Annotated in this window: 22 protein-coding genes; 5 read left to right on the top strand and 17 right to left on the bottom strand. The window is 64.0% G+C overall.

The window, feature by feature from the left end:
• Window positions 1-5: 5 nt before the first annotated feature.
• Together IVB45_RS26500 and IVB45_RS26495 are read right to left on the bottom strand one after the other, a co-directional pair.
• Window positions 6-2,729 (bottom strand): molybdopterin-dependent oxidoreductase, encoded by a 2,724-nt coding sequence (locus IVB45_RS26500; protein WP_247356447.1) that lies wholly within the window; start codon window positions 2,727-2,729, stop codon window positions 6-8.
• Window positions 2,726-3,553 (bottom strand): FAD binding domain-containing protein, encoded by an 828-nt coding sequence (locus IVB45_RS26495; RefSeq protein ID WP_247356449.1) that lies wholly within the window; start codon window positions 3,551-3,553, stop codon window positions 2,726-2,728. The genes IVB45_RS26500 and IVB45_RS26495 overlap by 4 nt, the downstream gene beginning before the upstream one ends.
• 153 nt (window positions 3,554-3,706) lie before the next feature.
• Here IVB45_RS26495 and IVB45_RS26490 point away from each other — a divergent pair, with 153 nt between their 5' ends.
• Window positions 3,707-5,056 carry an 8-oxoguanine deaminase gene (locus tag IVB45_RS26490; protein ID WP_247356450.1) on the top strand — a complete coding sequence of 450 codons (1,350 nt, stop codon included), beginning with the start codon at window positions 3,707-3,709 and terminating at the stop codon, window positions 5,054-5,056.
• A gap of 112 nt (window positions 5,057-5,168) precedes the next feature.
• On the opposite strand, the gene IVB45_RS26485 is transcribed toward IVB45_RS26490, so the two are convergent.
• The 4 genes from IVB45_RS26485 to IVB45_RS26470 all read right to left on the bottom strand — a co-directional run bounded on the left by IVB45_RS26485 (window position 5,169) and on the right by IVB45_RS26470 (window position 9,873).
• A complete protein-coding gene (locus tag IVB45_RS26485; RefSeq protein WP_007612862.1) occupies window positions 5,169-6,245 on the bottom strand; it encodes a BMP family ABC transporter substrate-binding protein in 1,077 nt (358 codons plus the stop codon).
• Window positions 6,246-6,322: 77 nt separating this feature from the next.
• Window positions 6,323-7,240: an ABC transporter permease gene (locus tag IVB45_RS26480; RefSeq protein ID WP_247356452.1), complete on the bottom strand. Its 918-nt coding sequence runs from the start codon at window positions 7,238-7,240 to the stop codon at window positions 6,323-6,325.
• Window positions 7,227-8,318 (bottom strand): ABC transporter permease, encoded by a 1,092-nt coding sequence (locus IVB45_RS26475; protein ID WP_247356454.1) that lies wholly within the window; start codon window positions 8,316-8,318, stop codon window positions 7,227-7,229. Before IVB45_RS26475 ends, IVB45_RS26480 begins: the two co-directional genes overlap by 14 nt.
• Complete coding sequence (locus IVB45_RS26470) at window positions 8,302-9,873, bottom strand: ABC transporter ATP-binding protein (protein WP_027566590.1); 1,572 nt, start codon at window positions 9,871-9,873, stop codon at window positions 8,302-8,304. Before IVB45_RS26470 ends, IVB45_RS26475 begins: the two co-directional genes overlap by 17 nt.
• Before the next feature lie 571 nt (window positions 9,874-10,444).
• On the opposite strand from IVB45_RS26470, the gene IVB45_RS26465 reads away from it, so the two are divergent.
• Window positions 10,445-11,554, top strand: coding sequence for a hypothetical protein (locus IVB45_RS26465; protein WP_027566591.1), 1,110 nt, complete (start codon window positions 10,445-10,447; stop codon window positions 11,552-11,554).
• 132 nt (window positions 11,555-11,686) lie between these two features.
• Here the strand turns inward: IVB45_RS26465 and IVB45_RS26460 are convergent, their stop codons facing one another.
• From IVB45_RS26460 to IVB45_RS26435, 6 genes are read right to left on the bottom strand one after another with little or no spacing between them, the layout of a single operon-like run.
• Window positions 11,687-12,172 (bottom strand): nucleoside deaminase, encoded by a 486-nt coding sequence (locus IVB45_RS26460; protein WP_247356456.1) that lies wholly within the window; start codon window positions 12,170-12,172, stop codon window positions 11,687-11,689.
• A 13-nt stretch (window positions 12,173-12,185) separates the two neighbouring features.
• Window positions 12,186-13,718: an ABC transporter ATP-binding protein gene (locus IVB45_RS26455; protein ID WP_247356457.1), complete on the bottom strand. Its 1,533-nt coding sequence runs from the start codon at window positions 13,716-13,718 to the stop codon at window positions 12,186-12,188.
• The gene (locus IVB45_RS26450) at window positions 13,715-14,398 is read right to left on the bottom strand and encodes an isochorismatase family cysteine hydrolase (RefSeq protein ID WP_027566594.1); all 684 of its coding nucleotides are present in this window, start codon (window positions 14,396-14,398) and stop codon (window positions 13,715-13,717) included. The genes IVB45_RS26455 and IVB45_RS26450 overlap by 4 nt, the downstream gene beginning before the upstream one ends.
• An 11-nt stretch (window positions 14,399-14,409) precedes the next feature.
• On the bottom strand, window positions 14,410-15,336 hold the full coding sequence (locus tag IVB45_RS26445; protein WP_247356458.1) for an ABC transporter permease: 927 nt from the start codon (window positions 15,334-15,336) through the stop codon (window positions 14,410-14,412).
• A gap of 1 nt (window position 15,337) precedes the next feature.
• Window positions 15,338-16,450 (bottom strand): ABC transporter permease, encoded by a 1,113-nt coding sequence (locus IVB45_RS26440; RefSeq protein ID WP_247356459.1) that lies wholly within the window; start codon window positions 16,448-16,450, stop codon window positions 15,338-15,340.
• Window positions 16,447-17,559 carry a BMP family ABC transporter substrate-binding protein gene (locus IVB45_RS26435; protein ID WP_247290527.1) on the bottom strand — a complete coding sequence of 371 codons (1,113 nt, stop codon included), beginning with the start codon at window positions 17,557-17,559 and terminating at the stop codon, window positions 16,447-16,449. The genes IVB45_RS26440 and IVB45_RS26435 overlap by 4 nt, the downstream gene beginning before the upstream one ends.
• Window positions 17,560-17,963: 404 nt before the next feature.
• Between IVB45_RS26435 and IVB45_RS26430 the strand changes: the two genes are divergently transcribed.
• Together IVB45_RS26430 and IVB45_RS26425 are read left to right on the top strand one after the other, a co-directional pair.
• Complete coding sequence (locus IVB45_RS26430) at window positions 17,964-19,223, top strand: allantoate amidohydrolase (protein ID WP_247356460.1); 1,260 nt, start codon at window positions 17,964-17,966, stop codon at window positions 19,221-19,223.
• A gap of 97 nt (window positions 19,224-19,320) precedes the next feature.
• Window positions 19,321-20,694: a hypothetical protein gene (locus tag IVB45_RS26425; protein WP_247356461.1), complete on the top strand. Its 1,374-nt coding sequence runs from the start codon at window positions 19,321-19,323 to the stop codon at window positions 20,692-20,694.
• 10 nt (window positions 20,695-20,704) lie between these two features.
• On the opposite strand, the gene IVB45_RS26420 is transcribed toward IVB45_RS26425, so the two are convergent.
• The 5 genes from IVB45_RS26420 to IVB45_RS26400 all read right to left on the bottom strand — a co-directional run bounded on the left by IVB45_RS26420 (window position 20,705) and on the right by IVB45_RS26400 (window position 25,689).
• Window positions 20,705-22,024: a dicarboxylate/amino acid:cation symporter gene (locus IVB45_RS26420; protein WP_247356462.1), complete on the bottom strand. Its 1,320-nt coding sequence runs from the start codon at window positions 22,022-22,024 to the stop codon at window positions 20,705-20,707.
• A 217-nt stretch (window positions 22,025-22,241) separates the two neighbouring features.
• A complete protein-coding gene (locus IVB45_RS26415; protein WP_247290522.1) occupies window positions 22,242-22,463 on the bottom strand; it encodes a hypothetical protein in 222 nt (73 codons plus the stop codon).
• Between the two features lie 548 nt (window positions 22,464-23,011).
• Window positions 23,012-24,388: a VWA domain-containing protein gene (locus IVB45_RS26410; protein WP_247356463.1), complete on the bottom strand. Its 1,377-nt coding sequence runs from the start codon at window positions 24,386-24,388 to the stop codon at window positions 23,012-23,014.
• Between the two features lie 5 nt (window positions 24,389-24,393).
• Window positions 24,394-25,341: a MoxR family ATPase gene (locus IVB45_RS26405; protein ID WP_007601482.1), complete on the bottom strand. Its 948-nt coding sequence runs from the start codon at window positions 25,339-25,341 to the stop codon at window positions 24,394-24,396.
• Window positions 25,342-25,488: 147 nt separating this feature from the next.
• Window positions 25,489-25,689, bottom strand: coding sequence for a hypothetical protein (locus IVB45_RS26400; RefSeq protein ID WP_247356466.1), 201 nt, complete (start codon window positions 25,687-25,689; stop codon window positions 25,489-25,491).
• Window positions 25,690-25,913: 224 nt separating this feature from the next.
• Here IVB45_RS26400 and IVB45_RS26395 point away from each other — a divergent pair, with 224 nt between their 5' ends.
• The gene (locus IVB45_RS26395) at window positions 25,914-26,888 is read left to right on the top strand and encodes a quinone oxidoreductase (RefSeq protein WP_027566603.1); all 975 of its coding nucleotides are present in this window, start codon (window positions 25,914-25,916) and stop codon (window positions 26,886-26,888) included.
• Window positions 26,889-26,918 lie beyond the last annotated feature (30 nt).

Here is a 26,918-nt window from a genome sequence, read left to right as displayed (position 1 = left end):
TATGCCTACCCAAACTTATCGTGCAGCGCCGGAAACAGCCTGTCCGGCTTGAAGGGCGGCGCCGTGAAGCGGATGCCGGTGGCATCGGCAATCGCGTTGCCGAGGGCGGCGGCGACCGGATTGTACGGACTCTCGCTCATCGACTTCGCCCCCAACGGTCCGATCGTGTCGGATGTCTCGGCGAAGAAGACCTCGGTGCGGGGCAGGTCGGCGAAGGAGGGCAGGTGGTAGTCGCGAAATTTGGGGTTGGTGACGCGGCCTTCGGCGTCGATCACCATCTCCTCGTAGAGCGCGGCACCGAGCGCCTGCGCGACACCGCCTTCGACCTGACCGCGGCACTGCATGGGATTGGCGACGACGCCGGCGTCCGCCGCATGCACGCTCCTGAGAATCCGGAGCTCGCCGGTGCCCTTGCTCACGGCGACGCGAAAGCCTTGCACGTTAAAGCCGACCGAACGCGGCGTGCCACCGGAATTGCCGGCGCCTGCGAACGGCTGTCCGCGTTCGCGCGCGAGCTTGGCCAGCTCCACAAAGGACATCCGCCGCACGCCACTGACGACGGCCTCGTTCTCGAGCGCGCAGTTCCCGACGTCGCAGAGCCATGCGCCGGCGGCGGCCGCCTTCAGCTCAGTCGCGAGCTGCATGGCTGCCGAATGCGTCGCCTTGCCGGCAACGAACATGCCGGCGCTGCCATAGGCGCCGGTGTCGTGGCCGCCATGGGCGGTGTCGGACTGGCGCAGGCGGATGCGGTCGACGGTGGTCGCAAGCGTCGTGGCCGCGATCTGCCGGTGCACGGTGCTGGTGCCGTTGCCGAATTCGGCGGTACCCACGATGAGGTCGAAGCTGGCGTCGTCGTTGAGCGTGACCATCGCATCCGCGAGATGGCCCGCCGGGGGCACCGTATCGATCATGGTCAGCGCGATGCCGTCGCCGATCAGCCACTCCGGCGACAGGTCCGGCTGCGGGCCATCAGCCTGCATCGCGCGCTCGACGAGGTCGAGGCACTGGTCGAGCCCGTAGGAGCCGTAGAGCACGTCGTGGAATTCCGATGACGGTGGCGACACCATGGGATCGCCGGGCTTAACGACGTTGCGCCGGCGCATCTCGTAAGGGCTGATGCCGAGCTGCTTGGCCAGTTCGTCGATCGCGGCTTCGACCGCGATCAGCGTTTGCGGCAAGCCATATCCGCGAAACGCGCCTGCCGGCACCGTATTGGTGTAGACGGCGCAGCCGTCGACCCGCTTGTTCGGGCAATTGTAGACGCTGATGGATTCGGCCAGCGAGTGGAACATCACGGGGCCGGCATGATTGCCGTAGGCGCCGGTGTTGGAGAGCACGTCGAGCTGGAGCGCGGTGAGCTTGCCGTTCGCGTCTGCACCGGCCTTGACGTGGACCCGCATCGGATGCCGCGTCGACGTCGCTATGAACTGCTCCTCGCGGGTGAGCTCCAGCTTCACCGGCCGTCCGGTCTTGAGCGCGGCGAGCGCCAGAATGTCCTCGACGAACATCTCCTGCTTGCCGCCAAAGCCGCCGCCGACGCGCTCGCAGAAGACGCGGACCTTGTCCAGCGGGAACTCGAAGATGTCGGACAGCGCGCGCCTGGTCAGAAACGGCACCTGCGTCGAGGTGCGGACATTGAGCACGCCGGAAGCGTCGAGCCAGGCGAGGCCGCCGTGGGTTTCCAAAGCGGCATGCTGCACACGGTGACTATGGAAGGTGCCCTCGAAGGTGACGGCGGATGTCGCGAGCGCAGCCGCCACGTCGCCGAACTCGCCATGCGTCTCCGCGGCGAGGTTGCGCTGGGCGTCGGCAACGCGGTTCGCGGTGGTGCGATCGGGATGAATGATGGGGGCGCCGGACGCCATCGCCTGCTCCGAATCGACCAGCGCGGGCAAAATCTCGTAACTGACCTTCAGCCGGCGGCAAGCGTCCTCGGCGGCGGCTTCGCTGTCTGCGACGACGGCTGCGACCTTCTGGCCGATGAAGCGGACGATGTCGTCGAGAACACGAGTGTCCTCGGGATCCATCCAGTCCTTCTCATGCCGCGCGGTCGACATCAGAGTGGTTGGCGCATCCTCATGCGTCAGCACCGCGTGCACGCCGGGAACGCTCAGGGCTTCCGACTTGTCGATCGCGACGATTCTCGCGTGGGCGTGCGGTGACCGGAGCAGCTTGATATGCAGCAAGCCGTCAATCTGCGTGTCGAACGTGTAGCGCGCCTTGCCGCGCACGACATCGGGGCCAGCTGGCGCCGGCAGGCTGCGGCCGAATGCGGCGCCGGCCTCGACGTTCTCCTCGATATTGGTCTTGCCGATCAACGCATCCTCGATCGAACGATACCCGGTGCAGCGGCAGATATTGCCCTTCAGCGCGACGCCGAGATCGGTGCGCTGCGCCTGATTCAGCGAGGCGCAGGTCAGGATCATGCCGGCGGTGCAGAAGCCGCATTGAAAGCCCTGCGCATCGAGGAAAGCCTGCTGCATCGGGTGCGCGCCGCTGTCTCCGCCGAGACCTTCGATCGTGGTGACGGCGCGCCCCTCGGCACGGAAGGCCGGGATCAGGCAGCTATGCACCGGCTCGCCGTCCAGCAGCACGGTGCAGGCGCCGCAATCGCCGGCGTCGCAGCCCTTCTTCACGCCGAAATGGCCGAGCTCGCGCAGGAACGTGCGCAGGCACTGGCCGGCGCGTGGCTCCTGCGGAAACGTCGTGCCGTTGACCTCGAAGCTCATGACGATGGTGCTCCGAGGAGTTCGTCGCGGATCTCTTCGGCAAGCCGCAGTGTCATGTGCTTGCGCCAGAGCGGCTTGCCGTGGATGTCGGTGTGGTACAGATCGTCCGTGATCTGCTGCGCGATGGCGTCGCGGAGCACTGTCACGTCGGGGGCCTCGCGAAAGGACAACCGGATCGGCCGCACCGTCGAGGCGGTGACCGTGAGCGTCAGCGTGCCATCGGCATCCAGACTGCCGATCACCAGCGCCGCCGAGCGGCCGACCGGCGCCAGCGAGATCTGGCGAAAGACCGTACGACGCTTCAAGGCGGCAATCGGGATATCGATCTGCCGGAGCAGGTCCCCCGGCGCCAGCAGGTTGCGCTGGTTGCCGGTGACGAAGTCGACGACAGGCATCATCTGTTCGCCGCCGCCGGCCTTCCAGATGGTGCAAACACCGTCGAGCGCCGCGGTGAGTGAGATCATCGGTCCCGCCGGCAGCGACATGCAGAGATTGCCGCCGACGGTCGCCGTCTTCCAGATCTTGAACGAAGCAAGGAAGGCGCGGCAGCACTGGTTGATCAGCGGCGCCGCGAACCAGTCGGGTGGGCAGAGGAATCCATCGAGCTGCGCAACGGTGCAGGTGGCTGCGATGCTGAGATGGCTCTCGGTGACCGTCAGCGCCGACCATTTCAGGTCAGTGAGATCGATGAGTCGGGTGAGGTGAACTTGCGGCTCCGAGAACAGCCAGGTGCCGCCCGCGAGCCAAGCATCACCTGGCGTCCAAACGGGCAGCTGCGCGCGCGTTTGCGGATGAGCGACCGCTGTGATGGTATTCAAGTCCATGGCGACGTCAACGCTTCCAACGAGTGAATCGAGCCAGGAGAAAGTCTTGCAAGACGAGCGCCAAGTCGCAACAACAAGTCGCAACAAAAACGCAATCAGGCCGGCCCCTGCCGTGCAGGCCTGTCGTCAGCGGATGTGAGGAGAAGCGGGATCATGAGCGACGCAAAGCCGATCTGGATCAGGGATCCTCTGGCTATCCTCGCCGATGGCGCCGAGCGCGGGATCGTGGTGAAAGGCGGCCGGATCGTCGAGCTGGTGCCGGCCGGCGCTGCGCCCGCAACCGCTGACGTCGCGGTGTTCGACGCTGGCGACCACGTCGTGCTGCCGGGCCTCATCAACACCCATCACCATTTCTACCAGACGCTGACACGGGCGCTACCCGCGGCGATGGACCGCGAGCTGTTCCCCTGGCTCCAGGCGCTCTATCCGGTGTGGGCGAAGCTGACGCCGGATGCGCTCGAGCTCGCTGTCACCGTGGCGATGTCCGAACTGCTGCTCTCGGGCTGCACCACCACGACGGATCATCACTATGTATTTCCGGCAGGGCTCGAAGACGCCGTCGATATCGAGGTGGGGGTGGCCAGGCGGCTCGGCGTGCGCGTGCTGCTCACGCGCGGCTCGATGAACCTGTCACAGCGCGATGGCGGCCTGCCCCCTGACAGCGTCGTGCAGGACGAGGACACGATCCTCGCGGACAGCGCGCGCGTGGTCGCCAAGTACCACCAGCGCGGCGCGGATGCGATGGTGCAGATCGCGCTGGCGCCATGCTCGCCCTTCTCGGTGACGACGTCCCTGATGCGCGCCACCGCCGATCTGGCCGACAAGCTTGACGTACGCCTGCATACCCATCTCGCCGAGACCGAGGACGAGAACAAATTCTGCCAGGAGATCTATGGCTGCCGTCCGCTCGACTATCTCGAACAATGCGGCTGGCTCAATGCGCGGACGTGGCTCGCCCATGGCATCTTCTTCAACGCAGACGAGATGAAGCGGCTCGGCAAGGCGAAGACGAACATCAGTCATTGCGCATGCAGCAATCAGCTTCTGGCGTCGGGCTGCTGTCCGGTGTGCGAAATGGAGGAGGCCGGCGTCGGCATCGGCATCGGCGTCGATGGCTCGGCCTCGAACGACGGATCGAACCTGATGCAGGAGGTGCGGGCCGCGTTCCTGCTGCAACGGGCGCGCTACGGGGTGACGAAGGTCAGTCACAAGGATGCGCTGCGCTGGGCCACCAAGGGCTCGGCAGCCTGCGTCGGCCGGCCGGAACTCGGCGAGATCGCGCTCGGCAAGGCGGCCGATCTCGCGCTGTTCAGGCTCGACGAGCTACGCTTCTCCGGCCATGGCGATCCCCTGGCCGCACTGGTGCTGTGCGGGGCGCATCGGGCCGATAGGGTGATGGTGGCAGGAAAATGGGTCGTGATCGACGGCGCGGTCCCCGGCCTAGATGTGGCAGACCTCATCCACCGCCACAGTTCGGCGGCGCGGGCCATGCAGGCGGGATAGTATCCAGGCGAAAATAGAAAGAGGGGGCGACCACAAGTGCCGGGTGCTTCTGGCCACCCCCTCCGAACCTCCTCCGGGAGGAGCAGGTGATTTAGGCGATGCAAGAAGCGTGCTACTTGCCCGGCAGCTTGTCGTCGATGCCCTTCACGTAGAAATTCATGCCGAGGATCTGGCCGTCGTCGAGATTGGCGCCGCCCTTGCACTCGACCGGCTTGCCATCCTGCCCAACGACCGGGCACTTGAACGGATGCAGCTTGCCCGCGGTGATTGCGGCCTGGGCATCCTCGGCGATCTTCTTCACGTCGTCGGGCATGTTGGTGTAGGGCGCCATCGCGAACATGTGGCTGTCGAGGCCGCCCCAGCTGTCCTCGGATTTCCAGGTGCCGTCGAGTTCCGCTTTGACCCGGGCGATGTAGTACGGACCCCAGGTATCGAGGATCGAGGTCAGCTGGGTCTTCGGCCCGAACTTGATCATCTCGGAATCCTGGCCGAAGGCGAGCTTGCCGCGTTCGCTGGCAATCTGCATCGCAGCGGGCGAATCCGTGTGCTGCATGATGATGTCGGCGCCCTGGTCGATTAGCGCCTTGGCGGCGTCGGCTTCCTTGCCCGGGTCGAACCAGGTGTTGGCCCAAATGATCTTGACCTTGATGTTCGGGTTGATGGTCTGCGCGGCGAGGATCGTCGCGTTGATGCCGGAGACGACCTCGGGAATCGGGAACGAGCCGATATAGCCGAGCACGCCGGACTTCGACATCTTGGCCGCGATCAGGCCCTGGATGTAGCGGCCCTGATACCATTTAGCCGAATAGGTCGACATGTTCGGGTTGCGCTTGTAGCCGGTCGCGTGCTCGAAATGCACGTTCGGATATTTCTTCGCGACCTTCAGCGTCGGATCCATGTAGCCGAACGAGGTGGTGAAGATCAGCTTGTTGCCGGCGCGGACGAGCTGCTCGATGGAGCGCTCGGCGTCGGGGCCTTCAGGCACGTTTTCGAGAAAGGTGGTCTCGATCTTGTCGCCGAGCTCCTTCACTAGCGCCTGGCGTGCCAGCTCATGCTGATAGGTCCAGCCGAGGTCACCGACCGGGCCGAGGTAGATAAATCCGACTTTCAGCTTGTCGGCGGCGGAGGCTGCACTGACGCTCCCGGCAAGCAAGAGCCCGGCAGCCAGCGCAAGAAGTGATTTCCTCATCATCAATCTCCAAATATCAGGGGAAAGCCACGATCCGCAACGTGCGCGCCCCATCGCGCACGGTGTGGAAATGAAACTCAGCGGTCAGGCACGAACACGGTGCCAAGCGCAGCCGGTGCGGTCGATCCACCCGTGCGCGCGCGTGAGAGCAGGACCAGGACGACGACAGTCGCAAGGTAAGGCAGCGCCGACATCAACTGCGAGGGAATGCCAACGCCCCAGCCCTGCGCGTGCAGCTGCAGGATCGTCACCGCGCCGAACAGATAGGCGCCGACCACGAGGCGGCCCGGCCGCCAGGACGAGAACACCACCAGCGCCAGCGCGATCCAGCCGCGTCCCGCGGTCATGCCCGGAATGAAGAACGGCGTATAGGCGAGCGGCAGATAGGCACCGGCAAGTCCGGCGCAGGCGCCGCCGAACATCACCGCTAGGGCGCGGATGCGCAGCACGGGATAGCCGAGCGCATGCGCGGAGACATGGTTGTCGCCGCAGGCGCGCAGGATCAATCCTGGCCGCGTGCGGTACAGGAACCACCAGACGCCGACGACCAGCGCCAGCGAGAAATAGACAAAGGCGTCCTCGCCGAACAACACGCGGCCGACCAGCGGAATATCCGTGAGACCGGGAATGTTGAGATGCAGCGCCGGGGTGATGCGCTCGCCGACGAAACCGGCGCCGATCAGGCCGGAGAGTCCGACGCCCAGGATGGTCAGCGCAAGACCCGTTGCGACCTGGTTGACCGCAAGTCCGAGCGCCATCAGTGCGAAGACCAGTGACATCAGCGTGCCGGCGACGATGCCAAACAGTGCGCCAATGAAGATCGAGCCGGTCAGCCACGCACCTGCAAAGCCACATGCGGCGCCGACGATCATCATGCCCTCGACGCCGAGATTGAGCACGCCGGAGCGCTCGGTCACGAGCTCGCCGGTCGCCGCGATCAGGAGCGGCGTCGAAGCGGCGAGCACTGCGAGAATGATGGCTTCAATGAGTTCCACGAGCCACCTGTCGCTTCGGGAAGACCAGCTTGAAGCGGTAGAGAATGAGGGAATCGCAGGCGAGCACGTAGAACAGCAGGATGCCTTGAAAAACCTTGGTGACGTCCAACGGGATCTTCATCGCGATCTGCGCCTGCTCGCCGCCGATAAAGGTCAACGCGAGAAAAAGGCCTGCAATTAATATTCCAAGGGGGTTCAACCGGCCGAGAAAGGCCACGATGATCGCCGTAAAACCGTAACCCGGCGAGATGCCGGGCTGGAGATGTCCGACCGGACCCGCGACCTCGATGATGCCGGCGAGGCCGGCCAGCGCGCCCGAGACGGCGAAGGTCAGGATGATCAACTGGTTGGAATTGAAGCCGCCGAACCGCGCGGCGCGAGGCGCCGCACCGACCACGCGAATTTCGAATCCCTTGATGGTGCGCCCGAGCAGGATCGCCACCGCCGCGACGACGAGAAGGGCGATGATGGAGCCGAGATGCAGCCGGCCGCCTTCGATCAGCAGCGGCACCGTTGCGACCGGATCGAACTCGGCGGTGGTCGGGAAGTTGAAGCCGTGTGGATCGCGCCAGGGGCCGCGCACGAGATAGTCTAGGAAGAGATCGGCGACATAGACCAGCATCAGGCTGGTCAGGATTTCGCTGGCGCCGAACTTCACCTTGCAGATTGCCGGGATCAGTGCGTAGAGCGCGCCCGCCGCGGCGGCGAGCACGAGCATGACTGGCAGCACCCAGCCGCCGGCGTCGGTGCCCTGCGTCTTCACCGCAATCCAGCTTCCGGCGACTGCACCAATCAGGAACTGCCCTTCGGCGCCGATGTTCCAGGCATTGGCGAGATAGCAGAGCGATAGTCCGATTGCGATCATCACCAGCGGAGTTGCCTTCACCGCGATTTCCTGGAGCGAATAGCTGTCGGTCAAAGGCGCGATGAAATAGGCGTACAGGGCGAGCAGCGGATTCTTGCCGAGGATCGCGAACAGGATGACCATGGTCACGATCGTGAGGCCGATCGCGATCAGCGGAGAGATCAGCGCGATCGTGTTGGAGCGCTCGGCGCGCTTCTCAAGCACCAACTGCATGCGCGGCCTCCTTCGGCTCCAGCGTGCTGCCGCCCATCAACAGGCCGAGTTTTTCGCGCGTCGCCTCGCTGGTGGCGAGCGGTGCAGACAGATGGCCATGGAACATCACGGCGATGCGGTCGGCGATTTCCGCGAGCTCGTCGAGGTCCTGGCTGGTGACGAGCACGGCGGCGCCTGCGGTTGCGAGATCAAGCAGCGCCTGGCGGATGACGGCGGCAGCGCCGGCGTCGACGCCCCAGGTCGGCTGGCTCACCACCAGCACCGCGGGATTGCGCAGGATCTCGCGTCCCACAATGAACTTCTGCAAATTGCCGCCGGAGAGGGATGCTGCTTCCGGATCGCGCTTGGCCTTGCGGACGTCGAACGTCTCGGTTGCGCGGTCGACCGTCTTCAGAGTGGCCGCAGTATCGATGAAGCCGTGATGGACCATGCCGCTGGCGGCATGCCCGGTGAGAAGCGCATTCTCCGAAAGCTTCATGCGGGGCGCGGTGCCGTGGCCGAGCCGCTCCTCGGGAACGAAGGCCGCGCCGAGCTTGCGGCGCTGCGTGATCGAAAGATGGCCGGCAGCAAGGCCTTCGATCACGATCGTGCCGGGATCTTTCGACAGGCGTTCGCCGGACAGAGCGGCGAACAATTCGTCTTGGCCGTTGCCGGCAACCCCGGCGATGCCGAGGATCTCGCCGCCTTTCAGCTCGAACGAGATGTGCTCGAGCCGCACGCCATGCGCCTCGCCCGGGGCGAGCGAGAGGTCGTTGACCACGAGGCGCGGCACGGTGGTCTGCCGGCCGGCGGCCGCCTTCACCTCCTTGATCTCGCCGCCGACCATCATGCGCGCGAGCGAAGCGGCGGTCTCAAGCCTGGGATTGCAGGTCTCCACCTTCTTGCCGCCGCGCAGGATCGTTGCCGTGTCGCACAGGCGCTTCACCTCTTCGAGCTTGTGGCTGATATAGAGGATCGCCCGGCCTTCGGCCTTGAGCCGCTCCAGCACGATGAAGAGCTGGTCGGCTTCCTGTGGCGTCAGCACCGCGGTGGGCTCGTCAAGGATCAGGAATTGTGGATCCTGCATGAGCGCGCGAACGATCTCGATGCGCTGGCGTTCGCCGACCGACAATTGCCAGACCTCGCGTTTGGGATCGAGCGGCAATCCATAAGTCTTCGACACCTGCTCAAGCCGCGCCGACATGTCCTTGAAGGATTCTTTCCCGTCGAGGCCGAGCGCGACGTTCTCGGCGACGGTGAGATTGTCAAACAACGAGAAGTGCTGGAACACCATGCCGATGCCGCGGCTGCGCGCTTCCGAGGGGCCGGACAGCACGATCGGCTGGCCCTGCCAGAAAATCTGGCCAGCGCTGGGCTGGATCAGCCCGTAGATCGCCTTGACCAGCGTCGACTTGCCGGCGCCGTTCTCGCCCAGCAGCGCGTGGATTTCCGTTGGCCAGATATCGATGTCGATGGCATCGTTGGCAAGGAAATCGCCATAGCGCTTGGTGAGCCCGACCGTCCTGAGGAGCGGGGACTCGCCGGAATGCAGGCTCTTAGCCGTGGGATCCAACATTCGCTGATGCGCTTGCATGGGGTGAAGTGCCTCAATACTGGGCTAGTTTGAACCGCCGCGTAAGGTGTGAAAAAGCGTCATCCCTTGCTCAACGCTTCGGCAGGCAAGTGGTGTCGGCGAGTCGCGGCTGTCGCCCGGCGGCGATCGTCCCCAAAGCCTGCCGAGCAGCCTTTGCAGTCCCGACTTGCGTGCGACGCGTGTTGCAAATTTGTGACGGCTCAAGCCAAATCGGAACCCGCTATGCAGGCTTGGCGTGAAGTTAAGCAGAGACGCGCCATCACGCGTATGCATTTGCGAACACCGCGACAGTAGCTCCCGCCCATCTTGTCTGCCTCGTCCGCGAGACATGAAAAGGCGAGCGAAATCAAACGGGAATATCCGGCAATGGCCGCTCTCGCCTGACCCTGTGGCGGTGAGCTTGGCCTTCCAAATCCGCCGGTGAAACGCCGCACCCTGTGCAAACAAGCGGCATACCTTGAAACAAGTTGAGGCTTCTCACTCCGGGAGATCGGCGCAAGTGTCGCACCCAAGGGACGTTCATTTTTACGTGTCCAAACTTGGGGGTATTCGGATGTCGTTTCGTATGAAGGCAGTTGCGGCGGCGGCGCTGTCACTTGCTACGCTCGCTACCGGTGGCATGGCTCAGGCAGCCGACTTGCCGGTCAAGGCTGCCAAGAAGGCGGCCGACCTTCCGTTCTTCCTGGTGATCGACGACCGCGTCACCTTCTCCTACATCTTCAATGCCTCGCAGCCCGGTGCGTTCACCAACACCAACGGTGTGATCAACGCCAAGACGACGAAGCAGGTCTACTCCTTCACCCACTTCGATGCCTGGACTTACGGCACCAACTTCTTCACCATCTCGATGTTCAAGTCGGACCACAACGATCCGGCAGGCCCCTGCACCGCCACAGGCGTGGTCGTTTCGCCGGCTGCGGGCTTCGCTGCGACGCCGACGAGCTGTGCCGGCGCGACAGAAATCTACGGCCTTTTCCGCTCGACCTTCGGCTGGAACGAGATCTTCAACACCAAGGCCTTCACGCAAGGCCCCCTGCACAACATCTCGTTCGAGGTTGGTATGGATGCCAACACGGAGAACCGGTATTTCGGCGCCGCCAAGCGCGACGTTGTCGCGGGTCTGCAGTTCGCCTTCGATCTTCCCTATAAGGGCTACTTCAACGTCGCGCCGCTGGTGTACTGGGAGTTCGCCAACCACAACTCCTTCTCGCAGTGCGGCGCCGGTTGGTCCGCTCCGTGTATTGCCGACGGCAACACGTCGTTCAAGCCGACCTGGGCGATCGAAACCAACTACTATATGGACCTCGGCTTCCTGCCGCAGAACATGCAGTATTTCTCGATCAGCGGCCGCGCGGCGTGGTACGGCAAGAAGGGCACCGACACTGAGCCGCTTCCCGCCAGCGTCGCCAACGGCGTCTATCCCACCAAGGTCGAGTTCAACTCCGAGCCAATCCGCCTGACCCTCGATGCCTCGAAGGCGATTTGGGGCGACAAGTACTCGCACTTCGTCGACGTCTGGGTCGCCTATCGCTACTGGCAGAACAAGTTCGGCCTCGATCACAACAATGCCTTTGCTTGCACCACCTTCGTCGGTGGTACGAAGGTGAGCACCGGATCCTGCACCGAGTCCTCGCTCTACTCCGGTATCACTGTGAAGTTCTAACCACCTGACATTCTTCAGGTGAATGATGATGACGCCGCGTCAAACCTTCGCGGCGTCATCTTCGTTTGTGGGCAAGAAGGTAGGGGATGAGCCGTGGGCGCAATCCGCTCTACGAAATTGAATTGGTGTTTGCTACTTCGTCCACACGCCATCGTGCAGTGCTTCGGCCTCGTCTTCGAGCAACGGCCCCGCAACGTCTGTCGGCCTCTGGCCACTGGCAAAGACCTCGCGGCAGGGCAGGTCGAGCGTCGGATTCTCCGGATGATCGCCGGTAATGCTGCGCAGGCGGTGTTCGCTGAGGCCATAGACGACTCGGCCGATGCCGGCCCAGTAGATCGCGCCGGCGCACATCGCGCAGGGCTCGGCGGAGGAATAGAGCGTGGCCCTCGCCAACACCTCGCGGCCGAACGTGCGGCAGGCCTGCGTCGCGGCGAGACGCTCGGCATGCGCGGTGCCGTCGTGATCGGGCATGTAGCCGTTCTCGGCTTCGATCAGGACCTTGCCTTCGGCATCGACGACGATGCAACCGAAGGGATGGTTGCCGTGGGTGAGGGAACGGCGGGCGACCGCAAAGGAAAGGCGGAGGAAGTGCTCGTCGCGCTCGGACCCGCCGCTCATCGCTCTCCCCTGGTCAATGCCCCGCCATATGCCGGCCGACAACGGTGAGATCGGCTTCGCTGGTCCGTGCTTCATACACGAATTCGCCGTGGAACATCACCACCAGCCGATCGGAGAGTTCAAGGAGTTCGTCGAGGTCCTCGCTGACCAGCAGCACCGCGGCGCCGCGGTTGCGCGCGGCCATGATCTCCGCATGGATTTGCGCCACCGCCGCGAAATCGAGCCCGAAGCAGGGATTGGCCGCGATCAGCACCTCGACGTCGCCGCCGAGTTCGCGGGCCAGCACGGCGCGCTGGACGTTGCCGCCCGACAGCGCCGAGATCGGCGTGTCGGGCGTGCGGGTCTTGATCTTGTACTGGGCGATCTTCTTCCTGGCGTCGACGCGGAAGGCACCGCGGTTGAGCCACCAGCCGAAGCTAGCGAAAGGCGCGAGGTCGAACTCGCGGAAGGCGATGTTGTCGGCGACGCTCATGCCGCCGACACAGGCGTTCTTCAGTGGCTCCTCCGGCAGGAGTGACATATTGTGCCGCCGCATCTCCTCGCGGCTGGCGTGATAGGGATTGCCGGCGACGCGGATCTCGCCACTGTCGGCTGCGCGCTGCCCGGCCAGCACCTCGACGAGCTGGCGCTGGCCGTTGCCGGAGACGCCGGCAATGCCGACGATCTCGCCGGCGCGGACCGTGAGGGAGACATCATGAACGGCGATGGCGCCGGCGTCGTCGAGCGCGCGCATCTTCGCCAGCTCCAGCCTCGCCTTGCCGGCCTCTCCGGTGCGGGGCGGTTGCACCGTCAGCTCCTCGGCGCCGATCATGGTGCGCGCCATCGCGTCCGGCGTCAATTCGGACACCTTGCCGGCACCGGCGAGCTTGCCGCGGCGCAGGATCGTGACGTCGTCGGCGAAGGCCATAACCTCGCGGAACTTGTGCGTGATCATCAGGATGGTCAGCTCGCCCTTGAGGACCATGTCGCGGAGCATGCCGAGCACCTCGTCGGCTTCCGCCGGGGTCAGCACCGAAGTCGGCTCGTCCAGGATCAGGAAGCGGCGCTTCAGGTAGAGCTGCTTGAGGATCTCGCATTTTTGCCGCTCGCCCGCGGAGATGTCGGCGACTTTTGAGCTGAGCGGGACCTTGAATGGCATGCGCGCGAGAAAGGCCTCGAGCTCCTTCATCTCTTTCGGCCAGTTCACGACAGCCGGCACGTCATCGCGCGCCAGCACCAGATTTTCGGCGACCGTCATCGCCGGCACCAGCGTGAAATGCTGGTAGACCATGCCGAGGCCGAGGGCGTGGGCGTCCTTAGGATTGCCGATCGCGTGCTCGCGCCCGCCGACCAAAATGTCGCCCTCGGTGGCGTGATAGTAGCCCATGATGCATTTGACCAGGGTCGACTTGCCGGCGCCGTTCTCGCCGAGCAGCGCATGGAACGAACCCGGCCGCACTTTCAGCGCGACATTGTTCAGCGCCAGGAAATCACCGAAGCGCATGGTCATGGCGATGGCATCGACGCCGAAGGCGCCCGATGGCGGCGGCGTTTCGCCGACGATCACGAAATCGCTCCGATGAAAGCGTCGGACGTCGAGACCGCGCCGAACACGCCGCCCTGCATCTTGATCATCTTCAGCGCGTGGTCGTGGTTGCTCTTGTCGGTGGCACCGCAGCAATCGTGCAGCAGCACGCATTCGAAGCCGCGGTCGTTGGCCTCGCGCATGGTGGTGTGAACGCAGACGTCGGTGGTGATGCCAGTGAGCACGATGTTCTCGATGCCGCGCACGCGCAGGATCAGCTCCAGATCGGTGGCGCAGAACGAGCCCTTACCGGGCTTGTCGATGATGGGTTCGCCGGGCAGCGGCGCGAGCTCCGGGATGATGTCCCACCCGGCCTCTCCGCGCACCAGGATGCGGCCGCAGGGGCCGGGATCGCCGATGCCGGCGCCGATCTGCCGGGAGCGCCAGCGCTTGTTGGCGGGCAAATCCGAGAGATCGGGACGGTGGCCTTCGCGGGTGTGGATGATGTGAAAGCCTTGGGCGCGCATTGCCGTCAGCACTTTCTTGATCGGCTCGATCGGTGCCCGCGTCAATGAGAGGTCATAGCCCATCTTGTCGACGTAGCCGCCGACGCCGCAGAAATCTGTCTGCATGTCGATGATGATGAGCGCGGTATTCTCGGGGCGGAGATCGCCGTTGTACGGCCAGGCATAGGGCTCGGACTTGATGGTGCGCTCGGGCATGATTTCGCTTCCTAGCGGGTGATCGACAATTCGGCCGGTGCTCCGGTCAGCGTGCGCTTCGGCGAGCAGGTGATGATCATGATCGCCAGCGTCAGGATGTAGGGGGCAGCGTTGAAGAGGTGGTAGCCGGAGGTGACGCCGACCGATTGCAGCGCCGGGCCCAGCGCCGCGGCGCCGCCGAAGGCGAGCGAGGCCCACAGACACAACAAGGGGTCCCAGCGCGCGAAGATCACGAGCGCCACGGCCGTGATGCCCTGGCCCGAGGACAGGCCTTCGTTCCAGCTTCCGGGATAGAACAGCGACAGGAAGGAGCCACCGATGCCGGCGAGGAAGCCGCCGACCATTGTCGCGCGCAGGCGGATCAGCAGCACGGAGTGGCCCATCGCACGCGCGGCGTCCGAACTCTCGCCGGCCGTGCGGATCAGGAGGCCCCAGCGCGTGGTCCGGAAGGCCCAGTAGAAAATTGGCGCGAGTGCGACGCCGATCAGGAACAGCACGTTGACCCGTAGGGCCGCGCGCACCTGCGGAATATCGCTCCACCAGCCGAAATCGATTGCGGGCAGTCGAGGTGCCGTCGGTTCGATCAACGGTTTGCCGAGGTAGAAAGCTAGTCCGGTGCCGAACAACATCAGCGCGATGCCGACCGCGACGTCGTTGACGCGCGGCAACGAGCAGATGCCGGCATGCAGCGCGCCCAGAAGCGCACCGGTGATGCCAGCGGCGAGCACGCCCAGCCACGGCGATCCCGTGAGATAGGAAATGCCGTATGCGCTCATCGCGCCCATCACCAGCGTGCCTTCGAGGCCGAGATTGATGCGGCCTGAGCGCTCGGTGATGCATTCGCCCAGGCTCACGAACAGGAACGGGGTCGAGACGCGAATGGCGCCGCCGAGCACGGCGAGCGGGACGGTCCAGAGTCCGATCGAGCCGTCTGCCATCTCAGGACTTTCCCTTCAGAAACCCGATGCGGCCGTAGAGCGCATCGCTGGCCAGGACGAAGACGAAGATGATGCCTTGCAGCACCAGCACGGATGCATCCGGCAATCCGAGGCGGCGCTGCAACAGCCCGCCGCTGGCGCTGATACCACCGAGCAGAATCGCGACGGGGATAATGGCGAGCGGATTTTGCCGCGCCAGGAAGGCGACGAGAATCCCTGTGAAGCCGTAGCCCGCGGCGAGGTTGGCGTTGGTGCGCCCCTGCACGGCGGCGACCTCGACCATGCCGGCAAGGCCCGCGGCGCCGCCGGCGAGGAAGCAGACGGTCAGGATCAGCTTGCTGACATTGAGACCGACGATCTTCGCAGCGCGGATGTTGCCGCCGGCAACGCGCGCGGCAAAGCCGAACACAGTGTGATAGATCAGGATATAGGCGGCGATCGCGGTGATCAGGCCGAACACCAGACCCCAATGCACGTCGGTGCTGGGGATCGATCCGATCATGTTGGCCGCGCCGATCTCGCGGGTCGACGGCTTGTTGAGGCTCGCGGGGTCGCGCATCACGCCTTCGACGAGATGGTTGAGGACCGCGAGCGCGATGTAAACGAGCAGCAGGCTCGAGATCGTCTCGTTGACGCCGCGATATTGCCGCAGCGCGCCCGAGAGCATGACCCAGAGGCCGCCGCCGATCACGCCGGCGATGACCATGGCGATCTGCACGACGAGCGGCGGCATGCCCTGAAGCACCAGTGCCGCGCTGGTTGCCGACAGCGCGCCGATCAGGAGTGCGCCTTCGCCGCCGATGATGACCATGCCGAGTTGGGCGGGCAGCGCCGTGCAGAGTGCGGTAAGGATCAGCGGTGCCGCGCGCGTCAGCGTGTTCTGCCATGAGAACCAGGTGCCGAACGCGCCGTAGTACATGTAGAAATAGAGGTCGAGCGGGCTCTTGCCGAACATCGCGACGAAGATGCCGAAGACCCCGAGCGCGCCGGCCAGCGCCGCGCCCGGGATCAGGATATATTCGATCGCTCCGCCGTGACGTTGGAGGAATCCCGGATCGGCGGCCGGGGCCACCGTCCCGACCGCTTCAACGAGATCCGCAGCTTCCGTCGTCACGAAGTTGCCCCGACCACGCCCTCCACAAGATAGTCCATCTTCTCGAGCTCGGGATCCTTCTGGCCGCGATCGGTGCCGGCTGCGATCACCGTCTTGCCCTTGTTGTCGACCAGGCCTCCCTTGAAGATGGCGTAGCCGTCACCGGACAAGAACTTGGCCTTGACGTCGTCGGCGTGCTTGCGCGCCTCGGCGGAGACCGCTTCGCCATAGGGCGAGGTCTTGACGATTTCCTCCTTGAGGCCGCCGCGATAGAAGTTCGGGATGCTCTCGCCGGCGGCGATCATCTTGACGAACTTGGGGTACAACGCTTCCCAGTTCCACTCGGCTCCCGTGAGATACGCCTTTGGCGCGAGTGGCGACTGGTTGACGTGATAGCCGCACACCATGGCGCCCCGGCGCGCGGCGTTCTCGACCATGGTCTTCGGACCGTCGACATGGCAGGTCAGTACGTCGACGCCCTGGTCGATCAGACTGTTGGTGGCCTCGGCTTCCTTGATCGGCATCGACCAGTCACCGGTGAAGATGACCTGCGTGGTGGCCTTGGGATTGGCGAGCCGCGCGCCGAGCGCGAATGCGTTGATGTTGCGCAGCACCTGCGGGATCGGTTTCGCGGCGACGAAGCCGAGTTTGCCGCTCTTGGAGCTGTAGCCGGCGACGATGCCCGAGATATACTGGGCTTCATCGATATAGCCGAAATAGCTGCCGGCGTTCTTTGGGTCCTTGTCGCTCCACAGGCCGCCGCAGTGCTCGAAGTGAAGCTTCGGGAATTTGTTGGCCATCTTGACCATGTGCGGATTGTAGTAACCGAACGAGGTCGGGAAGAGCAGGGTGGCACCGTCGAGATTGATCATCGACTCGATCGTCTTCTCGACCGCGTCGGTCTCCGGCACCTTCTCTTCTTCCACGACCTTGAGGCCGGGAATCTTCTTCAGCGCCGCCGCGCCCTGCGCATGCGCCTGATTGTAGCCGTAGTCGTCGCGCGAGCCGACATAGATGAAACCGATCGTCGTCTCGGCCGCAAAGGACGGGCGGGCGCCGGCCGCCGCGCCGAGCGTGAGGGCCGCACTGCCCTGCAACAAATGACGTCGTGAGATCCTGCCAAATTCCATTGCTTGCTCCCCTTGGCGGATGCACCGCCTCATCTCGCGCTGCGCCGGTCTGGCGGAGCCCGGGATCAATTGTCGCAAGCTTCGTGCCAGAGGTTGCCGAGAGAGAATCTTGTGGTTAAGCCGTTGAAATTAATTAGGTATTTTCGGCAATTCGAGCTTGATCAGGAAAGCAGCAGATGAAATTATAGGCAATATTTTATAGTTGTATGCAATGGAGTTAAGCAGTCTTAACCGGCCTGGACATGTGCATGACGAGGGCCGGGTGGTCTGCCGGCGACCGCATTCATGCTAACCACGCGCTGATTGGAACGGTGTCGGCCGCGTGATTTCGCTGGCACCGAACTTGAATCGATTGCGCCAGGACCGCCGTCGCCGCGGTCCCAAGAGATGGAAAGCTCGCCGAGATGGCTGCTGGTAACGCCGTTCACACTGGTTCGCTCGGCGAAGAGATCGTGCGAGGGATCAATGAGCTCGCGGCGATCTCGGAAGAAGGCGACAAGCTCACCCGCATCTATCTGACCAGCGAGCTGCGCAAGGCGGCGGACCTCATCCTGAGCTGGATGCGCGACGCCGGCATGAGTGCGCGTCTCGACGCGATCGGCAATGTCTGCGGGCGCTACGAAGGCGAGCAGCCGGGCGCGCCTTGCCTGATGCTCGGCTCGCACTACGACACCGTGCGCGATGCGGGCAAATGGGACGGGCCGTTGGGCGTGATCACCGCGATCGCCTGCGTCGCCGATCTCAATGGCCGCGGCAAGCGCCTCCCGTTCGCGATCGAAATCGTCGGTTTTGCTGATGAGGAAGGGGTGCGCTTTGCTTCGACCTTGCTCGGCAGCCGCGCGGTCGCCGGCACCTTTGACGAGAGCGCCCTCAACACACGCGACCGCGATGGCGTGTCCATGCGCGACGCGCTGGTGCAGTTCGGGCTCGACCCCGATCATATTGGCGCGGCCGCGCGAGCCCGGCGCGAGCTGCTTGCCTATCTCGAGCTGCACATCGAGCAAGGGCCGGTGCTGGAAACACAAAACCTGCCCGTCGGCGTGGTCACCGCGATTGCGGGCGCGACACGGCTTGCCGCGCGGCTGACCGGCATGGCGGGGCACGCAGGCACGGTGCCGATGGCGCTCAGGCGCGATGCGTTGGCGGGCGCGGCCGAATGTATCGGCGCGATCGAACAGTTTTGCCGCACCGACGAGGACGGACTGGTCGGCACCGTCGGCTACATCCAGGCGAGGCCCGGCGCGACCAACGTCATTCCGGGCGAGGTGTCGTTCACCATCGACATGCGGGCACCGACGGACATGCACCGCAAGCGCGCGGTCGCCGATGTCGTCAGGCAGATCGAAGCCATCGCAAAGCGCCGTCAACTGTCGCTTCAGCTCGACGTCACCCACGAGAACCGCACCGCGCCGTGCGCGCCCTGGCTGAAGGAGCAGATCGCGCAGGCAATCAAGGCGGAGGGGTTTTCCGTGTTCGAGCTGCCGAGCGGGGCCGGGCATGATGGCATGGCCATGATCGATATTGCCGATGTCGGCATGATCTTCGTCCGCTGCCGCAGCGGCATCAGCCATCACCCGGACGAGCATGTCGAGCTAGCCGACGCCGATGCCGGCGCGCGGGTGTTGCTGGGGCTGATCGAGAATTTTCGGCCCCGGCAAGGCTAAACTGAGCCCGCAAGTCACGGGATAGAGACACGAATCAGACAGGTCTAGAGCCGCGACGGCCTCCCGCCGAACCACGAGACACCATTCGACGGCGCCTATGAACAGCGGCATCTCTTTTCCATCCCATCGCGAAAACCGATTTTACCAGGGTGTGGCGGCGACCTTCGTCGCCAACGCGCTCCAAGCCGTGAACTTTCTCGGTGATCGATTCCTGAGGCAGTCACATCATCCGTTCACGGCCATCGAAGACCTTTACCGGCACTCGATGGACAGCGCCTTTGCGGTGACTGAGTCCTTTCTCGTCACGGGCGCGCCGCACGCCTCTGCGTATTATCCGCGCGACTTCGCCTGGTTCTATCCCGACGTCCTCGACCCCGACACCATCATCGATTCGCAGGATGCGGTGCGGCGGGCTCGTCTGCTCGACAAGAGCGTCCGCCTGCTGCTGGAAGCGGTTCGCGCCAACGTCGTCACGACGACCATCGTCCCCGCTGGGCGCGCCCGGTATCTTGGCGTGAACTATTTCTCGCGTCCCTCGGATACGCTGCTCGGCATTCTGGCCGGCCTGCGGCAGATGATCTCTGCCGAGGAGAGAGCGTCATCCTATCTGGCGATGTCGCAATGCGCGCATGCCGGCCGCCTGCTGCTGGCCGAATATTGCGGTGATCTGAAGCGCGCGATCCTCCAGCTCGCAAGCGAGCTCGAACCGTTCAATGATGATGGCTCCACCTATTTGCTGTGCGACGCCAGTGCTCCGCGCTCCGCGGCAACCGACACGCGCGCCGAGCGCAGGCGTTTCGTCACCAACGCCTGCGTTCACACGACGTTCGTGTGGGGCGTGCAGCTCGGAATCGTCAACGAGAACGAGCTGAAGCGGCGGCTCGGACGCGACCTGGCGCAGTACAAGAGGGACCTGCTCCACCTGTTCGGCAAGGGCGGCCATATCAGGCATTCTCTTGATGGCCCTACGGGCTCGCCGGTGTCCTCGGTCGCGCTGGATTTCGTCAATGTGCATCGCGGCTTCTGGGATATGAGCGAAGAAAGCGAGCGCGCGCTGTTCGCGGCCACGGCGGATCTGATCATTGCGGAGCCGCGCTTTCGCATCCCCGGCACATTCCACTTCCTGGTGTCCGCGGATAATCCGCGTAACAAGATGATCCATAAGATCGCGGCTCCCGCCTACCAGGGACGGTCCTCCTGGCCGACGTTCAACGTCGAGTTCGCGGATCGCATGCTGGACTACGACGAATTCTCGGGGAGCAATACTTACCGTTCCTGCGCCCAGGGAATTCTGAAGTTCATTCGCACCGCGACCGAAGTCCACGGCGGCTATCAGGAACTGATCTCGGAGCAGGGCCTGAAATATCGCACCTGGGCCTACAAGGGCGCCGTAGCCCACTCCTGGTTTCCGCGTTTCCTCTCCGTCTGGAGGAGGGCGCATGGAACGCCGCTCCTCCAGTGGAATGACTGAACGGCGGTCGTTACCCCACCGTTACGTCTACGAGCTCGCCGCCGTCGAGGACCTTCGCCGCCTTGGCGCGGTCGAGGTCGCCTTCCCAGGCGGCCACCACCACGGTGGCAACGCAGTTGCCGGTGAGGTTGCCGACCGCGCGAGCCATGCCGATGAACCAGTCGACCGACAAGACCAGCACGAGGCCGATCGCAGGGATGCTCGGCACCGCGTTCAGCGTCGCCGCCAGAATCACGATCGCGGAGCCCGGTACGCCATGCGCGCCCTTCGAGGTGATCAGGGAGACGCCGAGCACCAGCAGGAGGTCGCCGAATGACAGCGGCGTGTTGGTCGCCTGCGCGATGAAGACGACCGCAAGCGTCAGGTAGATCGAGAACGCGTCGAGATTAAAGGAATATCCGGTCGGGATCACCAGGCCGACCACGGAATCCTTTACGCCCATCCGCTCCAGCTTCTTCATGATCTGCGGCAGCACGGCGTCCGACGAGGCGGTCGCGAGCACGATGGTCAACTCCTCGCGCAGGTAGGCGAGGAATTTGAGGATGTTGATGCCGGCGAGCGCCATGACGCCGCCGAGCACGCCCAGCACGAAGATGCCGACCGAGACGTAGAACAGCGCCACCAGTGAGACGAGCTGCTTGAGCGAGCCGACGCCGTATTTGCCGACGGTGTAGGCGACTGCGCCGAGCACGCCAAGTGGAGCGACGCGGACGATAAGCCCCATGACGCGGAACAGCACGGTTGAGGCGGCATCGATCATCGAGGTGACGAGCTTGCCTTTCTCACCGCCGACCAGTGCGAGGCCTACGCCGAACAGCACGGCGAAGAACAGCACCTGGAGCACGTCGTTGCGCGACAACGCGTCGAACGAGGTGCTCGGGATCACATTGAGGAGGAAGGAGCCGATGCCGCCGCCCTGAAGCTTGTGGGCGTTGTCGGCATAGGTATTGAGGGCCTTGGCGTCCAGCGTCGAAGGGTCGATGTTCATGCCGTGGCCGGGGCCGAAAGTGTAGGCCAGGATGAGACCGACCACGAGCGCGACTGTGGTCATCACCTCGAAATAGACCAGCGCCTTGACGCCGACGCGTCCGACCTTCTTGAGGTCGCCCGCACCGGCAATGCCGTGCACGACGACGCAGAACACGATCGGCGCCACGATCATCGAAATCAGCTTCAGGAAGGCGTCGCTCAGAATCTTGAGCGAGATGGCAAAATCCGGCGCGGCCACGCCGAGAATGATGCCGAGGATCAGCGCGGCCAGGACCTGGACGAACAGCGATGTATAGAGCGGCTTTGGCTCGGCAGCCGGGGCCGCGGCAATGGTCGACATGGTGACTCCCCCGTTTTGACGACGTCTCGATCGTCGAAAGGAGCAACTAGCGTGCCAGATTGTCGCGGTTTCCGCTGAGGAGGAGGTCTATTTGGTCGCTTTTGCGGTGCGACTGGGCATCCAGCATCGGCACCGGGCCACCGTTCGAGCTGCCATCGGTCACATGGACAGGCGATTTTGCGGTCGTACCGTCATGTTCCGCACGCGGGTGGCCGTGTCACGCCGCCAGATCCAGCAGCCGACACGATCCGCGTACCAGCACCTTTCGTCCATTCGGCGTCATGACCGGCACACCGTCGCAGACGACGACAAGTCCGAGCTTAACGAGGCTCTCGATGAGATAGGCCTTGGAAAGGCGACCGTTCGACACCGGGTTGCGAAGCGCCTTCAGAACCTCCCATTGGTCTGGCGAAAGATCGAAGTCGATGTCGTTGCTCATGTTGCCTCAAGCCGTAGTGCCGTTCGTGCGCCTCTGTTAGAGGCGCTGCATGAAGACCGTGCGACGACAATGAGTCGGGAATTCGGTGAGGTGTTTAGAACTCCTCTTCACAAATTGCTGCACGCCATTGCGCCACAAGCGTTAAGACCGCTCGATCACGAGGACCGTCTGGAGCTCGATCACATATTGATGATGTGGGCTTCATATTGGTCGGCGAACCACCGCACTGCACGGGAAGCGCTGCTGTCCCATTCTGCGTCGCAATATGCACAGAAATCATGAGACGAAGGGTTCGGGATTCTGTACGCTGATTCGCGGGGAATGGCTTCACACGGCAGGAGTGGAGTGCATGAACAGACTGGTCGAAATTCGTAGTCAGGAATCCCTGTGCCGGGAGCGCGCCGCGCTTGATTTCCAGCGCCGGGTTTTCTGGCTTGCGCAAGCTCAGGAATGGGAGCAGCGCGCGCTTGACGAGATCGCCTATCATTTCCGGGAGTGCAATGGCTCAGACGGAGCTGATGCGAAACTGACGTCGGCTTGGGTAAGCCCTACTGATAAGTCGCCACAATATCGGACACCGCGCGCTCGAGCTGCTGCGCGGTGGCGCACTGGCGCACCACGCTGCAGAAGGTCGCATAACGCGGCATCTCGGAATCGCCAAAGCCCCAGGCGAGACGTCCTTCGGGATTGAGCCACACCAGTCGCTTCGAGCGCTCAGAGATGCGGCGCAGGATGTCGGCGCGCGGATCGAGATTGTTGCTGCGGGCATCGCCCAGCACGATCACCGTGGTCTGCGGCGTCAGCGTGCTCATAAACTCCTTGTCGAAATCGGCCAGCGAAGAGCCGTAGTCGGAGGAGCCGAAGCCGACCTTGGACATGATCTCGGCCATCGCCTCTTCCGGTAGTTTCGATTCCAGGACGTCGCTGACTTCGATCAGATGCGAGGAGAAGGCGAAGGAATGGACGTCGTCGACCACCTCGTGCAGCGAGTGGATCAGGAGCAGGAAGAAATCCGAGACCTGCGCGACCGAGCCCGAGACGTCGCAGAGCGCCACGATCTTCGGCCGGTCGCGATGCTTGCGCTTCCAGGCCGTGAGAAAGGGGATGCCGCCCCAGGCGGCGTTGCGGCGCAGCGTGCGGCGGACGTCGAGATGACCGCGCCGCTGGCGCTTGCGTGGCTTCGAATAGCGCTCGCGCAGGCGCCGCGCGATCTGGCGGATGAGAGCGCGCATTTCCGCGACATGGCGCCGCTCGATGCGGGCAAGCGGCGCGTTGCGCAGAATCTCGTTGCGGAGGTTTTCAGCCTCCTCGCGGGCATAGAGCGCAAGCCCCTGCGCGACAGTGTCGCGAACGGCGTCGCGCAAGCCATCGAGCGCGGCGCGAAGCCGCTCGGCCAGTGCCGGATCGGTCGCGGTCAGCTCGTCGAGATCGTCGCGTAGCCGCTGGAGCCCCATGGCGTCGAGGATGCGGCTGGAGAAGATGCCGCGCTGGGTGGAGTAGCGGATGTCGGACAGGGAGGCCGCACCTGAGCCGCTGGCGATCGCGGCGGTGATCGCGTTGCGATCCTGCGACAGCAGCATCTGCGCGAGGGGGCCCAATTCTGCGGGAGGCGAACCGCCGCTCGCATCGCTGGCCTCGCCGGATGACGGAGATTGATCTGCGTCCTCCGAAACATCGTTGCTGTCGGCTTCAGGCTGTTCCTGCCGCGGCTCCGGCTGGCTGAAGAACAGATCGAAGCAGTCACCGAGCGCGAGCTTTTCGTCCTGCGACTTGGCGAGCGTCAGAAGGAGCGCATCGCGCAGAATGGTCCGGTCGGAAACGCCGACCTGCGCGACCGCACGCATCGCATCGATGCTTTCGGCCGGCGAGACATGGACCCCGGCGCCCCGCGCCGCACGGAAGAAGCGATGAATATTCTCGCGCATCGGCGTCAACCGAAGACGTTGGATCGTGCTGCCTTGGCAATGAAGGTCGTAATCTGAGGCTGAGCCGCCTCGATGTCGGCCTCGTATTTCAGAAGTACGTTGAGCGTGTCCTTGACGATCTCGGTGTCGAGCTCCGAGGCCTGCAAGAGCACCAGCACGCGTGCCCAGTCGATGGTCTCGCTGACCGAAGGCAGCTTCTTCAGGTCGAGCGATCGGATTTCGTGGATGAAGCCGACCATCTGCCGCCGCAGCGTCTGCGAAATGTTGGGGACGCGGCTCTCGACGATGCGCTCCTCGAGCCGCTGCTCGGGAAAGCCGATGTGCAGATGCAGGCAGCGCCGTTTCAGGGCGTCGCCGAGATCGCGCTCGCTGTTCGAGGTGAGGATCACCGTTGGCGGCGTGATCGCGGAGACGGTGCCGAGTTCGGGGATCGTGACCTGGAAGTCGGAGAGAATTTCCAGCAGCAGCGATTCGAACTCCGCATCCGACTTGTCGATCTCGTCGATCAGGAGCACGCAGCCGCCCGGCTGCTCCAGCGCTTGCAGCAGCGGCCGCGGCTCGACGAACTCCTTGGAGAAGAACACGTCACCGAAATCGTGGAGCTGATTAAGTGCAGCGTGCAAAGTCTGCGCGCCGCCAAGGACTTCGCCGAGCTTGTCCTTGAGGATCTGCGTGTACAGAAGCTGTTTGGCGTATTTCCATTCATAGAGCGCCTTGGCCTCGTCGAGACCTTCATAGCATTGCAGGCGGATCATCTTCAGGCCGCGCCAGGCCGCGATCGCCTTGGCAAGCTCGGTCTTGCCGACGCCCGCGGGGCCTTCGACCAGGATCGGCTTCTCGATCTGTTGGGACAAATAGACGGCGGTCGCGATCTGCCGGCTCGCGATGTAGCCTTGCGCGGCGAGGCCGCTCTCCACTGCCTCGATCGCTGTCGAGGGCTTCTGTTCAGCCACGAAAAGGCGCTCCCAAAGGTCTTGTTTGAGGCTTGTTCTGCCTGCGTTCACGGCAAAGAACAAGCCTCGTTTGGGAGAGGCCAGACCCGCGCGAATGGGCGTTTTTTCCGCTCAGCGCAAATAGTCGAGCAGCCACCAGCCGCGCGATCAGTGCCGCAGCAACTCCGGCTTGCGGATCGTCTGTCTGACCTCGGCGCCGCAATCGGCGCATTCATAGACGAAGTCGATCTTGGCAAGACTCCAATGCGGTTCGACCTCGCGCACATACATTGGAAGGAACCCCGTGCAAGCAGGGCAAATCACAGGCGCGATCTCGATATCCTGATGATGCTGTACATAAGCTGGCATCTCGGCTCTCCTTCGCAGACGACCTCCCAACCCGCGCGAAGGCTACTGCCGGCTGGCGCAAGGCCGACATCAACTCTTTCGAACAGAGGCGGAACGGCGGAGGTTTGTCGTTCGCTGTGACATTCTTGTTACGTCTCTGTACTGTGACGGGCGGACCAAATACCTATTTCAAAAGCCCGATCCGGTATTCGGATTTTGACCTCAACGATAAGGGAGCAACGCCCATGACGCATGCCATTCGCTTTCACAAGACTGGTGGTCCGGAAGTGCTGGTCTGGGAGGAGGTCAGTGTCGGCAAGCCCGGACCGGGCGAGGCACGAATCCGCCATACCGCCGTCGGTCTCAACTTCGTGGACATCTACAACCGTTCGGGCCTTTACCCGGCGCAACTGCCGAGCGGGCTTGGCAGCGAGGCCGCTGGTGTCGTCGAGGAGGTCGGGCCCGGTGTCACCGATCTGAAGCCGGGCGATCGCGTCGCCTACGGCGCCTCGCCGCTCGGCGCCTATTCCGAGGCGCGGCTGATCCCGGCCGACCGACTACTGAAGCTGCCGGACGGTGTCGACGACAAGACCGCGGCGGCGATGATGCTGAAGGGACTCACCACGCAGTATCTGATCCGGCAGACCTATCGTGTGAAGGCCGGCGACACTATCCTGCTCCATGCGGCAGCCGGTGGTGTCGGCCTGATTCTCTCCCAGTGGGCCAAGCATCTCGGCGCGACCGTGATCGGCACCGTCAGCAACGACGAAAAGGCCAAGCTCGCCAAGGCGCATGGCTGCGACCATGTCATCATCTATAGCCGCGAGGATTTCGTGAAGCGCGTGGATGAGATCACTGGCGGCAAGAAGGTGCCGGTGGTCTATGATTCCGTCGGCAAGGATACGTTCCTGAAGTCGCTCGACTGCCTCGCGCCGCTCGGCGTCGCCGCGCTGTTCGGTGCGTCGTCCGGCGCCGTCGAGCCGCTCAATCTCGGTTTGCTAGCGCAGAAGGGCTCGCTCTACGTCACCCGGCCGACGTTGTTCACCTACGCCGCCAAGCGTGAAAGCCTGGTCGCGATGGCAGGTGAGTTGTTCGACGTGGTCAAGTCCGGCGCGGTCAAGATCGAGGTGCACCAGACCTATCCGCTGAAGGACGCCGCCAAGGCGCATGCCGATCTCGCCGCGCGCAAGACCACGGGATCGACCGTCCTCACGGTGTGATCTCCAACCGGGCTGTGGCGCAGGCCGCTT

The sequence above is a fragment of the Bradyrhizobium sp. 4 genome (assembly GCF_023100905.1).
In the GTDB taxonomy this organism is placed as follows: domain Bacteria; phylum Pseudomonadota; class Alphaproteobacteria; order Rhizobiales; family Xanthobacteraceae; genus Bradyrhizobium.
The sequence above is the reverse complement of the archived record's forward strand: the minus strand, read 5'-3'. Positions and strand labels throughout refer to the sequence as shown.

What these genes read in the sequence shown, in the direction of transcription:
- IVB45_RS26500 (WP_247356447.1), bottom strand. Translation starts at nt 2,729, where the DNA reads ATGAGCTTCGAGGTCAACGGCACGACGTTTCCGCAGGAGCCACGCGCC.
- IVB45_RS26435 (WP_247290527.1), bottom strand. Translation starts at nt 17,559, where the DNA reads ATGGAATTTGGCAGGATCTCACGACGTCATTTGTTGCAGGGCAGTGCG.
- IVB45_RS26420 (WP_247356462.1), bottom strand. Translation starts at nt 22,024, where the DNA reads ATGTCGACCATTGCCGCGGCCCCGGCTGCCGAGCCAAAGCCGCTCTAT.
- IVB45_RS26430 (WP_247356460.1), top strand. Translation starts at nt 17,964, where the DNA reads ATGGCTGCTGGTAACGCCGTTCACACTGGTTCGCTCGGCGAAGAGATC.
- IVB45_RS26410 (WP_247356463.1), bottom strand. Translation starts at nt 24,388, where the DNA reads ATGCGCGAGAATATTCATCGCTTCTTCCGTGCGGCGCGGGGCGCCGGG.
- IVB45_RS26495 (WP_247356449.1), bottom strand. Translation starts at nt 3,553, where the DNA reads ATGGACTTGAATACCATCACAGCGGTCGCTCATCCGCAAACGCGCGCG.
- IVB45_RS26395 (WP_027566603.1), top strand. Translation starts at nt 25,914, where the DNA reads ATGACGCATGCCATTCGCTTTCACAAGACTGGTGGTCCGGAAGTGCTG.
- IVB45_RS26400 (WP_247356466.1), bottom strand. Translation starts at nt 25,689, where the DNA reads ATGCCAGCTTATGTACAGCATCATCAGGATATCGAGATCGCGCCTGTG.
- IVB45_RS26485 (WP_007612862.1), bottom strand. Translation starts at nt 6,245, where the DNA reads ATGAGGAAATCACTTCTTGCGCTGGCTGCCGGGCTCTTGCTTGCCGGG.
- IVB45_RS26445 (WP_247356458.1), bottom strand. Translation starts at nt 15,336, where the DNA reads ATGGCAGACGGCTCGATCGGACTCTGGACCGTCCCGCTCGCCGTGCTC.
- IVB45_RS26460 (WP_247356456.1), bottom strand. Translation starts at nt 12,172, where the DNA reads ATGAGCGGCGGGTCCGAGCGCGACGAGCACTTCCTCCGCCTTTCCTTT.
- IVB45_RS26450 (WP_027566594.1), bottom strand. Translation starts at nt 14,398, where the DNA reads ATGCCCGAGCGCACCATCAAGTCCGAGCCCTATGCCTGGCCGTACAAC.
- IVB45_RS26415 (WP_247290522.1), bottom strand. Translation starts at nt 22,463, where the DNA reads ATGAGCAACGACATCGACTTCGATCTTTCGCCAGACCAATGGGAGGTT.
- IVB45_RS26490 (WP_247356450.1), top strand. Translation starts at nt 3,707, where the DNA reads ATGAGCGACGCAAAGCCGATCTGGATCAGGGATCCTCTGGCTATCCTC.
- IVB45_RS26470 (WP_027566590.1), bottom strand. Translation starts at nt 9,873, where the DNA reads ATGTTGGATCCCACGGCTAAGAGCCTGCATTCCGGCGAGTCCCCGCTC.
- IVB45_RS26425 (WP_247356461.1), top strand. Translation starts at nt 19,321, where the DNA reads ATGAACAGCGGCATCTCTTTTCCATCCCATCGCGAAAACCGATTTTAC.
- IVB45_RS26475 (WP_247356454.1), bottom strand. Translation starts at nt 8,318, where the DNA reads ATGCAGTTGGTGCTTGAGAAGCGCGCCGAGCGCTCCAACACGATCGCG.
- IVB45_RS26465 (WP_027566591.1), top strand. Translation starts at nt 10,445, where the DNA reads ATGTCGTTTCGTATGAAGGCAGTTGCGGCGGCGGCGCTGTCACTTGCT.